Annotated in this window: 17 protein-coding genes, 2 tRNA genes, 2 pseudogenes and 1 riboswitch; of the genes and pseudogenes, 7 read left to right on the top strand and 14 right to left on the bottom strand. The window is 68.9% G+C overall.

Features of this window, described 5'->3' with window-relative positions:
• Positions 1-238 precede the first annotated feature (238 nt).
• A riboswitch (TPP riboswitch) is annotated at positions 239-335 on the top strand.
• From KXC42_RS05530 to KXC42_RS05520, 3 genes are all read left to right on the top strand, one after another.
• Entirely contained in the window at positions 318-1385 is a 1068-nt protein-coding gene (locus tag KXC42_RS05530; RefSeq protein WP_259443599.1) for an ABC transporter substrate-binding protein, read from the top strand. Its footprint overlaps the riboswitch before it by 18 nt.
• Positions 1363-2148, top strand: coding sequence for an ABC transporter permease (locus tag KXC42_RS05525; protein WP_019288745.1), 786 nt, complete (start codon positions 1363-1365; stop codon positions 2146-2148). The genes KXC42_RS05530 and KXC42_RS05525 overlap by 23 nt, the downstream gene beginning before the upstream one ends.
• Positions 2145-2915 carry an ABC transporter ATP-binding protein gene (locus KXC42_RS05520; protein WP_006553864.1) on the top strand — a complete coding sequence of 257 codons (771 nt, stop codon included), beginning with the start codon at positions 2145-2147 and terminating at the stop codon, positions 2913-2915. Before KXC42_RS05525 ends, KXC42_RS05520 begins: the two co-directional genes overlap by 4 nt.
• A gap of 120 nt (positions 2916-3035) precedes the next feature.
• Here the strand turns inward: KXC42_RS05520 and KXC42_RS05515 are convergent.
• A tRNA-Leu gene (locus KXC42_RS05515) sits at positions 3036-3109 on the bottom strand.
• A 347-nt stretch (positions 3110-3456) separates the two neighbouring features.
• On the opposite strand from KXC42_RS05515, the gene KXC42_RS05510 reads away from it, so the two are divergent.
• Positions 3457-4710, top strand: coding sequence for a lipase family protein (locus tag KXC42_RS05510; RefSeq protein WP_071934507.1), 1254 nt, complete (start codon positions 3457-3459; stop codon positions 4708-4710).
• Between the two features lie 14 nt (positions 4711-4724).
• Complete coding sequence (locus KXC42_RS05505; RefSeq protein WP_033098280.1) at positions 4725-5189, top strand: hypothetical protein; 465 nt, start codon at positions 4725-4727, stop codon at positions 5187-5189.
• 122 nt (positions 5190-5311) lie between these two features.
• Here KXC42_RS05505 and KXC42_RS05500 read toward each other — a convergent pair.
• From KXC42_RS05500 to KXC42_RS27085, 7 genes and pseudogenes are all read right to left on the bottom strand, one after another.
• Positions 5312-5428, bottom strand: a pseudogene (locus tag KXC42_RS05500) (cold shock domain-containing protein); the annotation flags it as partial.
• Positions 5429-5440: 12 nt separating this feature from the next.
• A complete protein-coding gene (locus tag KXC42_RS05495) occupies positions 5441-6385 on the bottom strand; it encodes a Ppx/GppA phosphatase family protein (RefSeq protein ID WP_006553861.1) in 945 nt (314 codons plus the stop codon).
• Positions 6382-6909, bottom strand: a complete 528-nt coding sequence (locus KXC42_RS05490; RefSeq protein WP_006553860.1) for a DUF501 domain-containing protein — start codon at positions 6907-6909, stop codon at positions 6382-6384. The genes KXC42_RS05495 and KXC42_RS05490 overlap by 4 nt, the downstream gene beginning before the upstream one ends.
• The gene (locus KXC42_RS05485) at positions 6906-7613 is read right to left on the bottom strand and encodes a septum formation initiator family protein (protein ID WP_071934506.1); all 708 of its coding nucleotides are present in this window, start codon (positions 7611-7613) and stop codon (positions 6906-6908) included. The genes KXC42_RS05490 and KXC42_RS05485 overlap by 4 nt, the downstream gene beginning before the upstream one ends.
• Positions 7614-7621: 8 nt before the next feature.
• Complete coding sequence (gene eno / locus KXC42_RS05480) at positions 7622-8908, bottom strand: phosphopyruvate hydratase (protein WP_006553858.1); 1287 nt, start codon at positions 8906-8908, stop codon at positions 7622-7624.
• A gap of 116 nt (positions 8909-9024) precedes the next feature.
• Positions 9025-9801 (bottom strand): lytic murein transglycosylase, encoded by a 777-nt coding sequence (locus KXC42_RS05475; protein ID WP_232238154.1) that lies wholly within the window; start codon positions 9799-9801, stop codon positions 9025-9027.
• Between the two features lie 204 nt (positions 9802-10005).
• Positions 10006-10356: pseudogene (locus KXC42_RS27085) on the bottom strand (sugar transferase); the annotation flags it as partial.
• Positions 10357-11207: 851 nt separating this feature from the next.
• On the opposite strand from KXC42_RS27085, the gene KXC42_RS05465 reads away from it, so the two are divergent.
• Positions 11208-11642, top strand: coding sequence for a hypothetical protein (locus KXC42_RS05465; RefSeq protein WP_306839277.1), 435 nt, complete (start codon positions 11208-11210; stop codon positions 11640-11642).
• A gap of 7 nt (positions 11643-11649) precedes the next feature.
• Here the strand turns inward: KXC42_RS05465 and KXC42_RS05460 are convergent, their stop codons facing one another.
• The 6 genes from KXC42_RS05460 to KXC42_RS05435 all read right to left on the bottom strand — a co-directional run bounded on the left by KXC42_RS05460 (position 11650) and on the right by KXC42_RS05435 (position 18437).
• Positions 11650-12372, bottom strand: coding sequence for a MazG family protein (locus KXC42_RS05460; protein WP_006553854.1), 723 nt, complete (start codon positions 12370-12372; stop codon positions 11650-11652).
• Positions 12369-16022: a transcription-repair coupling factor gene (gene mfd / locus KXC42_RS05455; RefSeq protein WP_039584578.1), complete on the bottom strand. Its 3654-nt coding sequence runs from the start codon at positions 16020-16022 to the stop codon at positions 12369-12371. The genes KXC42_RS05460 and mfd overlap by 4 nt, the downstream gene beginning before the upstream one ends.
• A gap of 113 nt (positions 16023-16135) precedes the next feature.
• Complete coding sequence (locus tag KXC42_RS05450) at positions 16136-16714, bottom strand: PIN domain-containing protein (protein WP_039584602.1); 579 nt, start codon at positions 16712-16714, stop codon at positions 16136-16138.
• Between the two features lie 66 nt (positions 16715-16780).
• Positions 16781-17110 carry a helix-turn-helix domain-containing protein gene (locus KXC42_RS05445; protein ID WP_006553851.1) on the bottom strand — a complete coding sequence of 110 codons (330 nt, stop codon included), beginning with the start codon at positions 17108-17110 and terminating at the stop codon, positions 16781-16783.
• Entirely contained in the window at positions 17107-17748 is a 642-nt protein-coding gene (locus KXC42_RS05440) for a ScbR family autoregulator-binding transcription factor (protein WP_033098277.1), read from the bottom strand. The genes KXC42_RS05445 and KXC42_RS05440 overlap by 4 nt, the downstream gene beginning before the upstream one ends.
• A gap of 83 nt (positions 17749-17831) precedes the next feature.
• A complete protein-coding gene (locus KXC42_RS05435; protein WP_024103232.1) occupies positions 17832-18437 on the bottom strand; it encodes a TetR/AcrR family transcriptional regulator in 606 nt (201 codons plus the stop codon).
• Positions 18438-18629: 192 nt separating this feature from the next.
• Between KXC42_RS05435 and KXC42_RS05430 the strand changes: the two genes are divergently transcribed.
• A tRNA-Gln gene (locus tag KXC42_RS05430) sits at positions 18630-18701 on the top strand.
• Positions 18702-18746: the final 45 nt, after the last annotated feature.

Below are 18746 nucleotides of genomic sequence, written 5' to 3'. Positions count from 1 at the left end.
CGGAGTTCACCGACGGCCCTTCATCGTCCGCGCAAGGGAGAGACATGCGCAGAGCGACGGTCCCTGCCGTTCGGGGGAAGTGGCAGGGACCATCACTCGAAGAGTCGGGATCTTCGATCCTTCCGTTGCGGGTGAAATGTGAGGGTGACATCCTGACCTGGGCATTTCCGTAACTTCGGGTCACATCTTCCGTTCTGCTCCCGTCCCGGCGGCCCCAGGAGGGCATGGTGCTAGGGTCGCCCGTGACACGGGGTGCTCCGCACGAGCGGGGCTGAGATCACACCCGTCGAACCTGACCAGGTAATGCTGACGAAGGGATGTCCCGACATGACCACGCCTGTACCCACATCGATCCGTCCCCTGCCCGCGCAGTGAAGGCGCGGCGGACTCTCGCCGGACTGCTCACCCTCGTCGCCGCACTCTCCGCGGTCGTCGGGTGCTCGTCCGATTCCGGGAGCGACACCATCCGATTCGCGTTGGACTGGACGCCCAACACCAATCACACCGGCCTGTACGTGGCGCAGCAGGAAGGTCTGTTCGCCGATGCGGGTCTCGACGTCGAGATCCTGCCGTACAACAACGCGACCCCCGACACCCTCGTCGACGCGGGTAGCGCCGAGTTCGGAATCTCCACGCACGCCACATCGACCATCGCCAGAGCCGCCGGGTCCCGGACCGTCGCGGTCCTCGCACCGCTGCAGCACTGGGCGACGGGGATCGCCGTGCGGGCCGACAACGCCGAGATCACGCGGCCGGCGGATCTCGACGGCAAGACCTTCGCGGGCTTCGCCAACCCCGGTGAGGACGAGATGCTCGCCGAAGTGATCCGCAACGACGGTGGTCGCGGTGAGTTCGAGAACGTGACGCTCGGGACGTCGTCGTACGAGGCCGTCTACTCGTCGACCGCCGACTTCACCGTGTCGTACCTGGCATGGGAGGGTCTCGAGGCCGAGCACCGCGGCCTGCCCATGCGGTACTTCGGCTTCACCGACTACGGCTTCCCCGACGCGTACGCGATCGTCGTCGACGGCAACGAGGACTGGATGACGGAGAACCCGGAGCAGGCACGCGCTTTCGTGCAGGCGCTGCACCAGGGTTACCGGATCGCCGCCGACGACCCCGATCGTGGAGCCCGGGCTCTGCTCGAGGCGAACCCCGGGGCCTTCCCCGACGAGGAACTCGTCTACGAGAGCCAGCGCATGCTCGCCGCCGAGTACATGCGTGACGCCTCCGGCGCCGTCGGAGTCCTCGACGCCGGGAAATGGTCGGGCTATGCCCGGTTCCTGTACGAGAACGGCGTGCTGTCCGGACCCGACGGCAGCCCGTTGACGACCGAGCCGGACTGGTCGACCTATGTCACCGATGACTACCTCGAAGACCGATAGCATCGGCCGCGCACGTCGGCTCCTTCCCGCGCTGCTCATCGCCGGGGCTCTGGTCGCGATCTGGCAGTCGTACGTCGTGGTGAGCGGTGTCCGCCCGCAGGTGTTGCCCTCCCCCGCACGCGTTCTCACGCAGGGGTGGTCTCATCGCGTCGACATCGCCGGGCACGCCTGGTCCACTCTGCAGGTCACGATGGTCGGGTTCGCCGTGTCGCTGGCACTGGCGTGGGCCCTCGCGATCGTCGTAGACTTCTCGCCTTGGTTGCGGCGGGCCCTCGTGCCGTTGTTCGTGGTGTCGCAGACCCTGCCGATCATCGCGATCGCGCCGTTGATGATCATCTGGTTCGGTTTCGGACTGCTACCGAAGATCCTCGTCATCGCGCTGGTGACGTTCTTCCCCGTCGCGATCGGGCTGCTCGAAGGGTTCGCGGCGGCCGACCGGGAGGCGGGCGCGTTGCTACGCAGTATGGGCGCGTCGCGGTGGCAGCAGTTCCGTTACGTGCGCCTGCCATCCGCGCTCCCCCGCTTCTTCACCGCCCTGCGGATCGGCATCACCTACGCCGTCGTGGGTGCGGTGTTCGCCGAATACGTCGGCGCGACATCCGGTCTGGGCATCTACATGAGCACGCAGAAGAACTCGTTCCGCACCGATCTCGTGCTCGCTGCCGTAGTGGTGACCGCTGCTCTGTCACTCCTGCTGTACGCGCTGACGTTCGTCGTCGAACGGATGGTCGCGCCGTGGGCGCTCACGAGGGGTGAGAGATGAATGCGGTGACGGTGGCCTCGGTCCACAAGTCGTACGGCGACCGGGCGGTGATCGACGGCATCGACTGTGCTGTGGAGCCCGGCGAGTTCGTGTCCCTCATCGGGCCGAGTGGGTGCGGCAAGTCGACGCTGTTCTCGATCGTCGCGGGACTCGAGCAACCCGACACCGGAGAGGTTCTCGTCGGCGACTCCCCCGCGGCACCCGGGCAGGTCGCGCTGATGCCGCAGAAGGACCTGCTGTTCCCGTGGCGGACGGTGCTCGACAACTGCACACTCGGGCTCGAGGTGCAGGGTGTACAGCGATCCGACGCTCGTGCCCGCGCCCGCGAACTGCTGCCGACCTTCGGCCTGGCCGGCTTCGAGGACGCTGCCCCGCACCAACTGTCGGGCGGTATGCGTCAACGCGCGTCGCTCGCACGCACGGTGCTGCAGGGGCGCGACGTGCTCCTGCTCGACGAGCCGTTCGGCGCACTCGATTCGCTGACCCGCACCGAGATGCAACTGTGGTTGCAGCAGGTGTGGCAGCAGCATCGGTGGACGGTGCTGATGGTGACGCACGACGTCCGCGAGGCGGTGTTGCTGTCCGATCGGGTCGTCGTCCTCGGTCCGCGACCGACGCGGGTGCAGCACGAGGTGCGTGTGCACCTGCCCCGACCTCGAACCCTGGAGACGTGCGTGTCGAGCGAGTTCGTGGCGCTCGAACACGAGCTCATGGAGGTCCTGCACCGGTCACGACACGAGGAGCAGCAGAGGTTGCCCTCGGGATAGTCGCCGGCCGAACTGTTCGCCACCAGTGCATCCGCTACAAGATTCGCTATCCGCTACGGCAAATTGCTGTAGGGGATAGCGAGAGCGGTAGCGGATGCATCGGGGACGACCCCGGACCTGTGCCCCCAGTGGGACTCGAACCCACACTGTGCGGATTTTAAGTCCGCTGCCTCTGCCAATTGGGCTATAGGGGCGTGGGGATCACATTAGCGTTCACGACTGTCCACCACCGCGCCGGGGCGCGAGGTTCTTGAAGTACCGTGCGAGGGGACGGCGTTCGTATCCTGTCCCCTCGTAGACGGAGGCCGGTACAGCCCGAGGACGGGACGCCACGCCCGGAGGGAGAGATCGAGTACGTCACTTCGTCGTTCGGCCGTGCAAGGTTCGATCCTCATTGCTCCTCGACCTCCTCGGATCCGACTTCGAATGTGCTCCTCGCCCGGGCTGTAACGCACCTCGATTTCCGGCCGACATCCTGCGGGGAGACAAGTACACAGCGGACAGCCGGGTGGTGAACCGGGCACGAAGAGAAGGACCATGGATGCGCTTCACGACCGCACGCCCACTGACCGGGCGACTCGCCACCGCAGTAGCCGTCATGGCCCTGGCAGCGACGCCGAGCCTGGTGGCCGCACCCTCCGCACAGGCCGAAGGCATCGTCTACCCCGCGTCCGTGAACGACTCCTTCTACAGCACCCCCGACGACATCGCCGATCGGCAGCCCGGTGACGCCCTCGCCGCGCGCGTCCTTCCGCCGCCGCTCGGATTTCCCGGCACCGACGCCGTCCAGTTGAAGTTCCGGTCGACGAACTCCGCCGGCGAACCGATCTCCGCAGTGACCACCGTGCTGTCCCCTCAGGGTGGGGCGCCGGGTCGTCCGCTCGTCTCGTACCAAGCCATCATCAACGCACTCGGGCTCGAATGCGCGCCGTCGACGGCGCTGTACGCACCGAACCCGCTGCGAGGGATCCGGGAGTCTCCCGGCCTGCTCATCGCGATCCAGCGCGGCTGGTCGCTGGCCGTTCCCGATCATCTCGGACCGAACAGCGCCTACGGCGCCGCGAAGGTCGGCGGGCAGATCACCCTCGACGGCATCCGGGCCGCGCAACGCTACGCACCGCTCGAACTCGCCGACAGTCCGGTCGGCATCGCCGGCTACTCCGGCGGCGGGATGGCGACAGCGATGGCCGCAGCACTCGCCCCGACCTACGCGCCCGAGATCCCGATCGTCGGCTCCGCCTACGGTGGCGTCCCGATGGACATCGGCGAGATGGCCCGGGAACTCGGCGAATCCGCTCATCCCGCCTTCGGATTGGCGATGGCGGCCGCCCTCGGCCTCGAACGTGAGTACCCGGACCGCATGCCGGTCAGCGAGCAGCTCAACGGTGCGGGGCGGGAACTGCGCGACCGCATCGCCAACGCGTGCACCAACGAAATCCTGCTCGCCGGTGCCGGTCGCAGCATGGCCGACGTCGCCGACGCGGCGGCGGGCCTTGCCCTGCTCGACAGCCCGACCGTGCAGGAGGTGCTGATGGAGAACAGCGTCGAGAAGGTCGCGACGGTGCCGAATGCCCCGGTGTACGAGTGGCATTCACCGACCGACGTGCTGATTCCTCTCGATGCGATCTCCACGACGCTGCGCAGGTACTGCGACGCCGGGGTGGCGGTGCGGACCGAACTCGTGCCGAGCCCGGATCACATCACTGCCGCCGTGATCGGCTTGCCGGGTGCGCTGGACTTCCTCGACGGCCGATTCGCCGGCGTTGCGCCGTCGTCGGACTGCGGGACGGTATGAACACCGCTCGGAGCGTGACTGGACGACAATTCCGTCGGACGTTCGCGGTCGGCGGCATGTCGCTTGCCCTGCTCGCGGTTCTTCCGGGCACGGCGTCCGCGCACCACCAGGAGTTCGTTCCCCTGCCGACCACATACTCGTTGGGGCGGGACCACTCGGTACCGTGCAGCGGGCAGCTGACCGGCCACGTGTTCGCCCCGCACCATCGACCGGGAACGATCCTCATCGATCTGTCCTGGTCGACGTTCTTGGGCGGTTCGTGCACCATCACCGCATTCGTCAACCACTGGGGAAGCAAGAGGAACGGCGTACGCGCCCTCGAGCTGACGTCGGCTCCCGGCGAACCCGGACACGCTCCCAGCGGACAGATCAGTATCGACATCGGTTCCGGCGATGCGGGAATGACAGTGACCACGGACGGCCTCAACACGACCTATCTCGACCCCGCCCGGTTCACCACTCGTTTCACGGTGCCCTGACGGGATTTCCGGTCGTCACAATCGTTTCCGCTCGATCCGGCCAGGACATGCATCAGGCCCGCCTCGAATGACGAGGCGGGCCTGATGGTGTCTCGGATCCCCTGGGGGGACGGGAGATCGAATCAGATCACGGTGATACCGGTGGCCTGGGGACCCTTGGCACCCTGGCCGATCTCGAAGCGCACGCGCTGGTTCTCGTCGAGGCTGCGGTAGCCGCCCGACTGGATCTCCGAGTAGTGCGGATCAAAGAACTAGCGGGCGACGGACAGGGCGATGCCGTCGAGGATGTCGTGCTCGCTCACGACCAGCTCGGTGATGCCGGCTCGGCGGCCGAGTTCCTCGGCGAGGACCGTGGTGATGATCGAGCCGCCGCCGATGACGTCGACGCGGCCGGGATGCATCGGGCCGAGCGCCGCGCGCTTCTCGCGGGTCGCGGCGACGAGACCGTCGCACACCTCGCGCAGGCGGTCGAACGGCACCGACGACAAGTGGATCTTCTCGGAGTCGTACTCGTCGAGTTCGAGGGCGATCGCGGCGAGGGTGGTCATGGTGCCCGCGACACCCACCCAGGTGTGGGCCTGCTCGACCGGCACCCGCTCGAGCGCTTCGCGGATCTTGTCCGCCGCGACCTCCCGTGCCGCAGCGACCTGCGCGGCGGTCGGCGGGTCGTCGTGCAGGCACCGTTCGGTCAGCCGGACGCAGCCGATGTCGGTGGAGTAGGCGGCGTGCACACCGTCGGCGTCGCCGAGCACGACCTCGGTGGATCCGCCACCGAGATCGACGACGACGAAAGGCCCACGCGCGGAGTCGAGTTCGCCGACCGAACCAGCGAAGGACAGACGCGCCTCCTCGTCGCCGGTGATGACCTCTGCCTCGGCTCCGGGGATCACGGCACCGAGCACCTCGCGGGTCATCGCGAAGAAGTCCTCACGGTTGCTCGCGTCGCGCGTGGCCGAGGTGGCAACCATGCGAACGGCGGTGGCGCCGGTTTCGCGGATCAGGTCGGCGTACTCCACCAGCGCGACCCGCGTGCGTTCGATCGCCTCGGGTGCGAGACGACCGGTGGCGTCGACGCCCTGCCCGAGCCGCACGACCTTCATGAGGCGGGTGACGTCGGTGAGGGTGCCGTCCTTCGCGATGTCGGCGATCAGAAGGCGGATGGAGTTGGTGCCGCAGTCGATTCCCGCGACCCTCACTGTTCTTCTCCGCGCAGCTCGGCGTAGGTGGGCCAGTCGGCGGGGATCGCCGTGCCACGCAGACCGGCGTCGGCGGCGAGGGCTACGGATTCGTCGCCGAGCGGGTTGACGCCCGGTCCCTTCGCGAGCGAATGGGCGATCAGCACGTGCAGACACTTGACGCGTTCGGGCATGCCGCCGCCGGTGAAGTCGGTGCCGAGCGACTCGATCGCGTCGCGTTCGGCCAGGTACGACTCGTGGGCGCGCAGGTAGCCCGCAGCAAGTTCCTCGTCGGTGCCGAGGCGCTCGGTCATCTCCTTCATGACCCCGGCGGATTCCTGCCGGCTCGCTTCGGCTGTGAGGCGCGGGTCGGTGAGGTAGTACAGCGTCGGGAAGGGCGTGCCGTCGGGCAGCTTGGGCGCGGTCTTCACCACTCCGGGCGCACCGTCGGGGCAACGGTAGGCGATGGCCAGGACGCCGCGGGGTTCGCGCCCGAGCTGGGCGGCGACGGCGTCGAGGTCTTCTTGCGTGACGTGATCGGTCACCCGGGAACATCTCCTGGTTCTGGGGGTGCCACAGGCATCTGCTGGGGCACGGGTTCGGACTCGGGTTCGGGTGCCGGTTCGGACACCGACAACCACAGGTCGCTGTACCAGGCGCCGGTCGTCGGCCGCTCGGGTTCGCGTTGCTCGCGTTCGGGTGGGGCGTCGCCCGGCAGTTGTACCTGGTAGGGAATGTCGCCGGGGACGACGAACCGCAGTCGCTCGCGGGCCTGGGCGCGGACCCAGGCCGGATCCTCCATGCGGGCCTTCTGCTCTTCGAGGGCCGCGATCTCCTGTTCGAGCTGCACGCGTTCGGCGGCGAGCTGCTCGGCTTCGGAACGCTGGCTCACGTAGGTGCGCAGCGGCACCGCGAGGGTGAGGGCGAGACCGCACACGACGAGGGCGAGCACCACGGCGCGGCCGGTGGACAGGCCCAGGACGGTGCGTTCGGTGCGGGGGCGGCGGGAGTCGCGGGGGGCGCCGACCCGGGTGGGGCGGGCTCGCCCCGAACCACCGGGCCGGCCGCGGCCGGGCGACGAATGAACGGGGTCCTCGCGGCCGGCCGGCCGCGCACCCGCGTTCTCGGCCGAGTGTTCGGCCGGGGCGGTAGATCCCGTGGGCCGGACCCGGCCCGGACGCCGGACGCCCGACACACCCTCGGTGCGGGTGCGCCTCGCGCCGGGACGGGATCTACCGCGTTGACTCATGCCGGCGATCAGCCCTCGACGGAGAACCGCGGGAAGGCGAGCTCGCCGGCGTAACGAGCGACGTCACCGAGGGACTCCTCGATGCGCAGCAGCTGGTTGTACTTGGCGACACGCTCGGAGCGGGCGGGCGCGCCGGTCTTGATCTGTCCGCTGCCGACGGCGACGGCGAGATCGGCGATGGTGGTGTCCTCGGTCTCGCCGGACCGGTGGCTCATCATCGTCTTGTAGCCGTTGCGGTGTGCGAGGTCGACGGCGTCGAGGGTCTCGGTGAGGGTGCCGATCTGGTTGACCTTCACGAGCAGCGCGTTCGCGGCGCCCTTGACGATGCCGTCCTCGAGGCGCTCCGGGTTGGTGACGAACAGGTCGTCGCCGACGAGCTGGATCCTGTCGCCGATCTCCTCGGTGAGCGCGACCCAGCCCTCCCAGTCGTCCTCGCTGAGCGGATCCTCGATGGAGACCAGCGGGTACTGGCCGAGCAGCTCGGCGTAGAAGGCGCCCATCTCGGCGGCCGTGCGGTTCTGGCCCTCGAACTTGTAGCCGGTGCCCTCGGTGTAGAACTCGGTGGCCGCGACGTCCAGCGCGAGCGCGACATCGCTGCCCAGCTTCAGGCCGGTCTTGGAGATCGCCTCGCTGATCAGGTCGAGCGCGGCCTTGGTGCCCGCGACGTCGGGAGCGAAGCCGCCCTCGTCGCCGAGGCCGGTGGCCAGGCCCTTGCTCTTGAGCACGGACTTGAGGGAGTGGTAGACCTCGGCACCCCAGCGGAGGGATTCCTTGAAGGTCGGGGCGCCGATCGGGGCGACCATGAACTCCTGGACGTCGACGCCCGTGTCGGCGTGGGCGCCGCCGTTGAGGATGTTCATCATCGGAACGGGAAGGATGTGGGCGTTCGGGCCGCCGACGTAGCGGAACAGCTCGAGTCCGGACGACTCCGCGCCGGCCTTCGCGACGGCGAGCGACGCGCCGAGCAGGGCGTTCGCGCCGAGGCGGCCCTTGTCGGGGGTCCCGTCGGCGTCGAGGAGTGCCTGGTCGACGGTGCGCTGCTCGGTGGCGTCGAGGCCGATGATGGCCGGGCCGATCTCGGCGAGAACCGCCTCGACGGCCTTCTCGACACCCTTGCCGAGGTAACGCTCGCCGCCGTCACGCAGCTCGACGGCCTCGTGCTCGCCGGTGGAGGCGCCCGACGGCACTGCAGCGCGGGCGAAACTTCCGTCCTCGAGCAGCACTTCGACCTCGACCGTGGGGTTGCCACGGGAGTCGAGGATTTCGCGGGCTCCTACCTGCTCAATGATGGCCACTGGCTGATTCTCCTTCGATGGACTGTCACGCTGCGGTGTCTGCACGCTGGGGACAGCCTAACGGTCGCGACCTGCGTGTGAGGTACAGGCGCGCTCGAGGCCCGGCGCGGTACTGTCTACGGCCGCACTCCCACGCCGTAGGCGGCGGCGCGGTCGCGGACGAGCATCAGGTATTCGGTGGAGCGGTTGTAAGCCATCAGGGCGTTCGTCCAGCCCTCCGCGGTGGTCAGGTCGCCTCCGCGGTCGCACAGATAGCGGCCTGCGGTCAGGGCCGCGTCGTCGATGTTGTCGGGGTCGGCGATGCCGTCGCCGTTCGCGTCGACACCCCATCGTTCCCAGGTCTCGGGGATGAACTGCATCGGCCCGACCGCCCGGTCGAGCACCGGGTCGCCGTCGAGGCGGCCACCGTCGGTGTCGCGGATCTCGGCGTTGCCCCGGGTGCCGTCGAGCGGGACACCCCGGATGGGCGGTGAGACGTTGCCGTCGGATCCGAGGGAGGCGCCGCCGAACCGTCCGTGGCTGCTCTCCACGTTGCCGATGCCGGCGAGGGTCGTCCACGACAGGCCGCAGTCGGGGGTGCCGACGGCCAGGACGGCCGCCGCGTGCCCGTACGCCTCGAGTGCGGTGGTGGGGATGCCCAGTTCGCGGGACTGTGATTCGGCCCAGTCGGCGAGCTGCGCCGCTGTGCGGCCGGGACCGTTCACGTCGATGGGAGGAACGGGCAGACCGGGAGCCGGTGGAACGCCGTCGGGGATCTCGACGGACGGTCGCCGGGGTGAGTGCAGAGCGGACTCGACCGCCACGAAGACGACGGCGACGAGTGCACTGAGCAGGACCACCGGCCACAGCCAGCGTCGGGGTTCTCGATCGGACGGCACCCCTCCATATTCCATACGGGACGAAAACCCCATGTAGACGCACCGGCGCCGACGATCCCGCCTGATCGTCGGCGCCGGCCTCGGAGGGTGGAATCCGCGAGGGGTCGGACTCCACCGCTGTTTCGGCAGCGATGTCCCTCGATACGCGCCGTCCCCGCTGAGGACCGCCCGGATGGTGCGACGCAGGATCGACAGGTCGAGCATGAAGGTCCAGTTCTCGACGTACCGCAGATCGGCCCGTACCGACTCGTCCCAGGACAGATTGCTGCGTCCGTTGACCTGCCACAGTCCCGTCACACCCGGTTTGACGAACAACCGCCGCGCCGCGCCGTCCTCTCCGTACCGGGCGACCTCGCATTCGAGCGGTGGGCGCGGGCCGACTCCGGCACCGATGTCGTGATCGGCGATGTCGTCCTTGTGCTCGTCGGCGCCGACGACCATGCTGCGGAACTTGTACATCGTGAACGGGGTTCCGCCGCGTCCCACCCGTTGCTGACGGAAGAGGATCGGTCCTCTGCTGCCGACCTTGATCGCGACCGCGACGGCGAGCAGTGCCGGCGCGATCACCATCAGGATCAGCACCGCGAGGACCCGATCGAAGACGTTCTTCACGATCCAGGCCGGGCCACTGTAGCTGGGGGCGCTCATCTGCAACAGGGGCAGCCCCTCGAGCGGGGAGATGTGCAGGCGCGGGCCGACGACGTCCATAAGCACGGGGGCGATGAGGAGCTCGGCACCGATCTTCTCGAGGTCCCAGCCGAGTCTGCGTGTCCGCGCGTGCGGCCACCAACCGGAGGGCAGGAGTGCGACGGCCTCGAAGTTGTGCTGCTCGGCGACGGCCAGGACGATCTCGTCGGTGCCGAGGACGGGGATGTCGTCGATGGCCACCGGCAGGGAGTCGGCGCCGCGGTCGACGGCGAGGCAGATGCCGTCGACCCGCCATCCGGCGCGTCGGAGGCAGTCGGCCCGGGCGACCACCTCGTGCACCTACTCCACGTCTCCGGCCACGAGCACCGAGTGCAGATATCGACCCTCGGTGCGGGCCTTCGAGAGGTGACGGCGGAGCAGCGTCCGCCCCAACAGGGTGAGCACGAGAGCGATCAGCAGCGAACCGAACGTCCAGGACTGACCGGCCGAGGTGCCCCCATCCGTATCCGGCGACGGCCAGGGCGGCGACGGCGAAGACGTATCCGCGGGCGACCCTCCGGTACTCCTCTGTGCCGGTTCCGAGAATTCTTTCGTACCAGGCCTTCTGGATTCCGAGGGAGACGATCGCCGCAGTCGTCGAGGCGCCGATGAGAACGGGGGTACGCCACGAGTCGATCTGGTCGAAGCAGTGGTATCCGACCGTGACGACCACGTGGGCGATCACGAGCACCAACAGCTCGAAGCCGGTCACCACCGATCTGTAGAATGCGGGACTGAGTGCACGCCGGATCCTCGCCGCCGAACGGGCGACCGGCATCACGAGCGCTGCGACACTCCGCACCCTGCAACGGCGGGCCGACCGCCAGGTGGACGAACTGGTCTCCTGGCTGCGCAAGTCGGCCGCCGAACACCGACGGGTCTTCGCCTACGGCGCGGCTTCCCGGGCCGTGGCACTGTTCGCTCGTGCGGGTGTCGACCGCTCCGTCATGGAGGCCGTCGCCGACGGCTCACCGGCGAAGGCCGGACGGCGAATGCCGGGAACGGACGTCCCGATCGTCGACCTCACCGCTCTGCGCGATGCATCCCCCGATTGCATCCTGCTCACCATCCCCGATCTGCTCCCCGAAGTGCGGGCGCAGTTCCCGGAGTTCGAGGGCCGCTGGTGTATTCCACCCGACAGCCGGCACGGGGGCCGGTGGGTCGGGTGAGACACATTCAGGCGCGGTGCTCGTCTGCGGGTCCCCCGCGGTGCTCGTCTGCGGGTCCCCCGCGGTGCTCGCCGGCGGGTGCCCAGTAGCGACGCCACGCATCCTCGTCGAGCCCGCCGTGCGGAACTCCGTCGGTGTGCGCGGCCTTCTCCGCCGCCCGGATCGATCCGGCGAACGCGAGAATCGCCGATCGGAGCGTCGACTCCGTGTCGCCCGTGCCTGTGATCCGGACGACCCGCAACGTCTCGGGCACCAGGTCCTCCGGGAAACCCGCTCGCATCGCGCGTTCGATCACCTTGTCGGCCAGGGAGAGTGCGGGCTGCGCCATCGCGATCCCGTCGAGGCACGACGTGCGTGCCTTCTCCGTCTTCTTCGCGATCTCCCACGCCGCTTCCTGCTCCGCGACGTCGAGCGGACCGGTGTGCCCGTTGGTCAGGTGCGGGCTGCGCGCGGCCAGCTTGGCGACGAGCGTCGCCGCCACGTCGTCGACCGTGAACTGCCCGTTCGCCTCGGCGATCCGGGAGTGGAACAGCACCTGCAGCAGCAGGTCGCCGAGTTCTTCGCGGAGCTCGTCCGGATCACCCGACTCGACGGCGTCGAGAACCTCGTAGGTCTCCTCGATCAGATAGCGGCGCAGACTCTCGTGGGTCTGGGTGACCTCCCATCCCCCGAACGACCACAGTCTGTCCATCACGGCCGCCGCCTCGGCGAGAGCGGTGTAGTCGGTCATGCATTCACCGTCGCCGCGCTGTTCAGGTCCACCGAGCCCTGCGGCTTGCCGTCGAGGGCGAGCAGGAAGTCGGCGATGTACTGCAGCAGCGCCACGTCGCGCACCCGATCCGATCCGACCCCGCCGGTCCGCGGGATCGGCAGTTGCACGAGACCGCTCGTCGCGCGGTACTGCGCTCCCGGGTACAACCGCTTGAGCCGCATCTGCTTCGAGTCGGGCAGCTCCATCGGCGAGATCCGGATCTGGGTGCCGGTGACCGCGACCTCCTCGAGGCCGTACTCGCGGCACAGCAACCGCAACCGGCCGACGGACACGAGCCGCTGCACCTCATCGGGCAGCGGACCGTAACGGTCGACGAGTTCGTCGACGACCGTGGCGATCGCGGCGTCGTCGTTCGCGGCGGCGAGCTTGCGGTACGCCTCGAGGCGCAGCCGGTCGGATGCGACGTAGTCGGCCGGGATGTGCGCATCGACGGGAAGGTCGATCCGCACCTCCTTGGGCGCTTCGTCGGTGGTGACCGTGCGGCCGTCGGCCGCGGCCCGGTACGCCTCGACGGCCTCGCCGACGAGCCGCACGTACAGGTCGAAGCCCACCCCGGCGACGTGGCCGGACTGTTCGGCACCGAGAACGTTACCGGCGCCGCGGATCTCGAGGTCCTTCATGGCCACGGCCATACCCGCGCCGAGATCGGAATTCTGCGAGATCGTGGCGAGTCGGTCGTAGGCGGTCTCCGTCAGCGGCTTCTCCGCCGGGTACAGGAAGTACGCGTAGCCGCGCTCACGCGAACGCCCGACGCGGCCGCGCAACTGGTGCAGCTGCGACAGACCGAGCGAATCCGCACGTTCGACGATGAGCGTGTTGGCGTTCGAGATGTCGAGGCCGGTCTCGACGATCGTCGTGCACACCAGCACGTCGAACTCGCGCTGCCAGAAGCCCTGCACCGTCTTCTCGAGCGTCTCCTCGTTCATCTGCCCGTGCGCGACCGCGACCCGCGCCTCGGGGACGAGATCGCGGAGTCGCTTGGCGGCCTTGTCGATCGAGCTCACCCGGTTGTGGACGTAGAAGACCTGGCCGTCGCGCAGCAGCTCTCGACGGATCGCCGCGGCGACCTGCTTGTCGTTGTAGGCACCCACATAGGTGAGGATCGGGTGCCGCTCCTCGGGCGGGGTGAGGATGGTCGACATCTCGCGGATCCCGGCCATGCTCATCTCGAGGGTTCGCGGGATCGGTGTGGCCGACATCGTGAGCACGTCGACGTGCGTGCGCAGCGCCTTGATGTGTTCCTTGTGCTCGACGCCGAAACGCTGCTCCTCGTCGACGATCACGAGACCGAGGTCCTTCCAGCGGATCCCGGTCTGGAGCAGGCGGTGGGTGCCGACGACGATGTCGACGGTGCCGTCGGCCATGCCCTCGGTGATCGCGCGCGAATCGGATGCGTCGGTGAACCGGCTCAGCCCCTTCACCGTCACGGGGAAAGCCGCCATCCGCTCGGTGAAGGTCTGCAGGTGCTGCTGCGCGAGCAGGGTCGTGGGGACGAGCACCGCGACCTGCTTGCCGTCCTGCACGGCCTTGAAGGCCGCACGCACCGCGATCTCGGTCTTGCCGTAGCCGACGTCGCCGATCACGACGCGGTCCATCGGCACCGCCTTCTCCATGTCGGCCTTGACCTCGGAGATCACCGTGAGCTGGTCCTGTGTCTCCGTGAAGGGGAAGGCGTCCTCCATCTCCTTCTGCCACGGCGAGTCGGGCGCGAAGGCATGGCCGGGCGAGGCCTGCCGCGCCGCGTACAGCCGCACGAGCTCGCCGGCGATCTCGCGAACCGCCTTGCGCGCCTTGCGCTTGGTGTTGGCCCAGTCGGATCCGCCGAGCTTGCTGACGGACGGCAGCTCACCGCCGACGTACCGAGAGAGCTGGTCGAGCTGCTCCATCGGCACGAACAGCTTGTCGCCGGGCTGGCCCCGCTTGCCGGGCGCGTACTCGATGACGAGATACTCGCGGCGGGCACCACCGACCGTGCGCTCGACCATCTCGACGAACTTGCCGATGCCGTGCTGGTCGTGGACGACGAAGTCACCGGCGTTCAGGGCGAGCGGGTCGACCTGGTTGCGACGCTTGACTGGAGTCTTGCGGCCCTCGGTGACCACGCGGTTACCGGTGAGGTCGGCCTCGGTGACGACCACCAGCCCCGGCACCACGTTGTCGTCGTTGCCGGGGAGGACGACGCCCTCGTGCAGGCAACCGCGCATGACGCCGACCTGCCCGCGCACCGGTTCGGTGCCCGGTTCGAGCTTCGCGGCGGGGACCTCGTTCTCCTTCAGCCGCTCGAGGATGCGCTGTCCGGTGCCCGCACCGGCGACGACGATCACCGCGCGGCCCCCCGCGGTGACGTGGGCGCGCAGGTTCACGAACAGCATCGACAGCAGGTCCTCGGAGCCGCGGACCTCGGGGGCCGGCTGCACGTCGAGGACGAGTTCGGTGTCGGCACCGGAGGCGAGCGGGCTGAGCGTCCACCACGGTCTGCCCGCGGCCTGCGCGGCCTCGCGCACCTGACGCAGCGACCGGTAGGCCGACGCGCCGAGATCGAGCTTCCGGCCGTCCACCCCGTTGAGGTTCGAGGTGTCGAGCGGCGCCGCACCACCGATCGAGGCGGCCGTCCACGACGCCTCGAGGAACTCCTGCCCGGTGCGGGCGAGATCGCTCGCACGGGTGCGGACCTTCTCCGGGTCGCAGATCAGCACGTGCGCCCCGGCGGGCAGAACGTCGGTGAGCAACTGCAACTCGCCGGGCTGCAGCACCGGCAGCAACGCTTCCATGCCCTCGACGGGGATGCCGCCGGCCATCTTGTCGAGCATCTCGACGAGCGCCGCATCGGCCGGGTTGTCCTCGGCGAGCTGCGCGGCGCGGGCCTTGACCTCGTCGGTGAGCAGCAGTTCGCGGCACGGCGGCGCGACGAGCACCGGCACGTCGACCTCGGAGATCGAACGCTGGTCGGCGACGGAGAAGCAGCGAAGTTCGGTGACCTCGTCGCCCCAGAACTCGACGCGGACCGGATGGTCGGCGGTGGGCGGGAAGACGTCGAGGATGCCGCCGCGCACCGCGAACTCACCGCGCTTGCCGACCATGTCGACGCGGGTGTACGCCAGTTCGACGAGCCGCTCGACGAGTTCCTCGAAGTCGTGTTCGGTGCCGACCCGCAGCGTGACGGGGTCGATCTCGCCGAGTCCGGGAGCCATCGGCTGCACCAGCGACCGCACGGTGGCGACGACGACCCGCAGTGCGGGCCCGAGATCGCGATCGTCGGGACGCGCGAGGCGACGCAGGACGTGCAGGCGACGGCCGACCGTGTCGGCGCTCGGCGACAGGCGCTCGTGCGGCAAGGTCTCCCACGAGGGGAACTGCGTGACGCCCTCGCCGAACATCTCGGTGAGTTCGGCGGTGAGATCGTCGGCCTCGCGTCCGGTGGCGGTGACCACGAGCAGAGGTGTCTTCTCGGCCAGCGCCGCCGCGACGAACGGCCGCGCGGCGGGTGGGGCGACGATCTCCTGTTCGGCGGAACCGGCGAGCTCGCCGATCCTGCGCAGTCTGTCGTCGGCCAGCGCGATCCGCGCCAATCCGGACAGTGGGACAGCGGCCGGGGGCACAGCAGACAAGGAAGGCGCTCCTGAGTGTGGGACGAGAACCTTGTCGAGTCTATTCCGCTGTTCCCCGCGCGTCACCGCGCCGGGGCGTGAAACGCGCTACCGCGCCGGGGGCGTGAAACGCGCTACCGCGCCGGGGGCGCGAGGAGGTCGGCGCTGTTTGCACCGAGGTCGCGCGCGGCCCACTCGGCCAGCCGTGCGAACAGTTCGTCGTCGTCCGCCTCGCGCCGGGTGTCATCGTCGGCGAGCCAGCGACGGCGCACCATTCTCAGCAGTGCCGCGCGGGTGCGGACGGGATCGGCGTCGAGCGCGAAGGTGACGAAAGCGTCGGGTGTCCACGCTTCGATACCCGATCGTTCCAGTGCCCCGGTGAGCTCGGGGTCGGCGGTGACGACGGCGTCGGCGTGGCACAGCAGCGCCACCGAGGTCACGTGTGCCTCCCTCGGTCCCGTCACGTGCGGCACCTCGCGGAGCACGGTGGTGGGCCAGACCACCCGGGCGTCGGGGAAGGCGCGGTCGAGTTCGGCGAAGAGGAAGTCGCGGGCGGGACGCAGCAGTTCCTGCGGCAGTCGGCGGTCCACTTCCGCGATGATTCCGTCGCTCCAGAAGGGTTGGTAGAGGCCGTCTTCGGTAAGGGCGAGCGCCACATCGCGCAGGCGGGGGCGGGCGAGGACCGTCGCATCGAGCACCACTCGAACCGGCATCGTCACCCTTCGTCGAACCGTCGGAACGGACCGTACCGTGCTGCCGCGGCGGGCCGCGTCATGCTGTCAGAACGGGTCGTACAGTCCTTCGCGCCGCGTGAGATCGGCGAGTCCGTCGAGGACCGTCGTGACCACCTCCGCCTGCTGCTTCGCGAGGTCGAGGACGTCGGAGCGCAACACCCGCCGGTGCAGGCCGTGGAAGTCGGCGGAGAGTGCGCCCGTGTCGACCAGGCGCGCGACGTGCCGGCGGGAGCAGCCGAGGACGTCGGCGGCCTGGGCGATGGTGAGCAACGACGGCACGACACCGATCGTCACGGCGGTGTCGGACCCGAACCGGTCGAGCAGACCCGCCAGCGCCGCGGGGGCCTCCTCGGCGGAGAACGGCCCGAAGGTCACGACTGCAGCCGCAGACGGCGCTCCACGAACTGCCGGAAGTATTCGAGCTTGTTCGCCGGCACCAGCGCGGGCAGGATCATCTGCCACATCGCACCGGTCTGCTCTGCGAGCCGTTCGGTCGCCTTGAGAGCGTTCGCCATGATCCGGGCGCCCATCGCCTGTTCGAGCAGCAGCAGGGAGACCGCGTGGACGTCGACGTCCTCGACGAGGTCGCCCTCGTCGGCGGCCCGGGCCGCGAGCTCCTGCAGGTTGTTCTGCCAGATCTCGTAGGGCCGGTGCTCGGTGCCCTGGTAGTCGCCGATCTCGACCAGCAGCCGGAACATCGCCCGCACCACGGAATCGGTCTCGGACATGTCGACGTGCAGGACCGACAGGTCGATCAGTGTCTCGAGCGCCGGGGAACGGCGGTCCATCTTGGACTCGGCGGCGGCCTCGAAGCGGAGATAGCCGGAGTCGATCACCCCGCGCGCCAGTTCTTCCTTCGAACCGAAGTGGAAGTACAGCGCACCCTTGGTGACGCCGGCCTCCTCGATGATGTCGCCCAGGTTCGCGTCCGCGTACCCGTCGCGCACGAAGATCGTCGCTGCGCCCTGCAGCACCGATTCGCGTGTCACCTCTGCGCGTACTTGTCGTCCCACCACAGCCTGCCTTCTCACGGGTATCCCAACGATAACGCCACTTACCTGAAAGTAGAGAGCAGACGGTCCCGGAAACGAGAGGACTATTCGGAAACCGGGGGTTCCCCGAGCTTCGGGTCCGCTTCCAGACCGATGAGGCCGTTCCAGCACAGGTTCACGAGGTGGGCCGCGACGTCCTCCTTCGACGGAGTGCGGCGGTCGAGCCACCACGTCGCAGTGGTGGCGACCATGCCGACGAGAGCCTGGGCGTAGAGCGGAGCGAACTCCGGGTTGAGCCCCCGCCGGGAGAAGTCGCCGGTCAACAGCTTCCCCACCTGACGCATCGCCTCGTTGAGCAGACTCGAATAGGTGCCTTCCTCGGCGGACATCGGCGAGTCGCGCACGAGGATTCGGAAGCCGTCGGTGCGCTCCTCTATGTAGGTGAGCAGAGCGAGCGCGGCCCGCTCGACGCGGATCCTCGACCGGTTGCGGGTGAGGCTCTCGGTGACCATCGACATCAGCACGGTCATCTCGCGGTCCACGACCACCGCGTAGAGACCTTCCTTACCGCCGAAGTGCTCGTAGACGACCGGCTTGGAGACCTGCGCCCGCTGGGCTATCTCCTCGATGGAGGTGCCCTCGTAGCCGCGCTCGGCGAACAGGGCGCGACCGATTTCGATGAGCTGTTCCCGACGCTGCGTGCCCGTCATCCGGATCCGCGGAGTGCGCTCGGTTCGCTTCTGCGACGCCTGCGACACAGGTCCTCCTTCGGCGGCGGGACGTACTCGAACGTTCGACAGCCTATCCATTCCCGATCGCGCCACCCCAGGTTCGACGTCGACGCCGTCTCGTGCGAGGATCAGGGGCGCACGCCCGCCGGTTCCGCCGCGGGGGTGTGGCAATCCGCCGTGGTGTAATCGGCAGCACCTCTGATTTTGGTTCAGATAGTTCAGGTTCGAGTCCTGGCGGCGGAGCGGGAACCGTCCCGGGGAGCCTCAGCGCTTCCCCGGTGTACGCAC

It is taken from the genome of Rhodococcus sp. LW-XY12 (assembly GCF_019317345.1).
Classification (GTDB): Bacteria; Actinomycetota; Actinomycetes; order Mycobacteriales; family Mycobacteriaceae; genus Rhodococcus; species Rhodococcus pyridinivorans.
The sequence above is the reverse complement of the archived record's forward strand: the minus strand, read 5'-3'. Positions and strand labels throughout refer to the sequence as shown.

Bases quoted from the DNA above. Each gene is read 5' to 3' on its own strand.
- KXC42_RS05530 (WP_259443599.1), top strand. From the start codon at position 318: ATGTCCCGACATGACCACGCCTGTACCCACATCGATCCGTCCCCTGCC.
- KXC42_RS05510 (WP_071934507.1), top strand. From the start codon at position 3,457: ATGCGCTTCACGACCGCACGCCCACTGACCGGGCGACTCGCCACCGCA.
- KXC42_RS05475 (WP_232238154.1), bottom strand. From the start codon at position 9,801: ATGGAATATGGAGGGGTGCCGTCCGATCGAGAACCCCGACGCTGGCTG.
- KXC42_RS05435 (WP_024103232.1), bottom strand. From the start codon at position 18,437: ATGACGGGCACGCAGCGTCGGGAACAGCTCATCGAAATCGGTCGCGCC.
- KXC42_RS05520 (WP_006553864.1), top strand. From the start codon at position 2,145: ATGAATGCGGTGACGGTGGCCTCGGTCCACAAGTCGTACGGCGACCGG.
- KXC42_RS05525 (WP_019288745.1), top strand. From the start codon at position 1,363: ATGACTACCTCGAAGACCGATAGCATCGGCCGCGCACGTCGGCTCCTT.
- KXC42_RS05460 (WP_006553854.1), bottom strand. From the start codon at position 12,372: ATGACCGACTACACCGCTCTCGCCGAGGCGGCGGCCGTGATGGACAGA.
- KXC42_RS05485 (WP_071934506.1), bottom strand. From the start codon at position 7,613: ATGAGTCAACGCGGTAGATCCCGTCCCGGCGCGAGGCGCACCCGCACC.
- KXC42_RS05450 (WP_039584602.1), bottom strand. From the start codon at position 16,714: ATGCCGGTTCGAGTGGTGCTCGATGCGACGGTCCTCGCCCGCCCCCGC.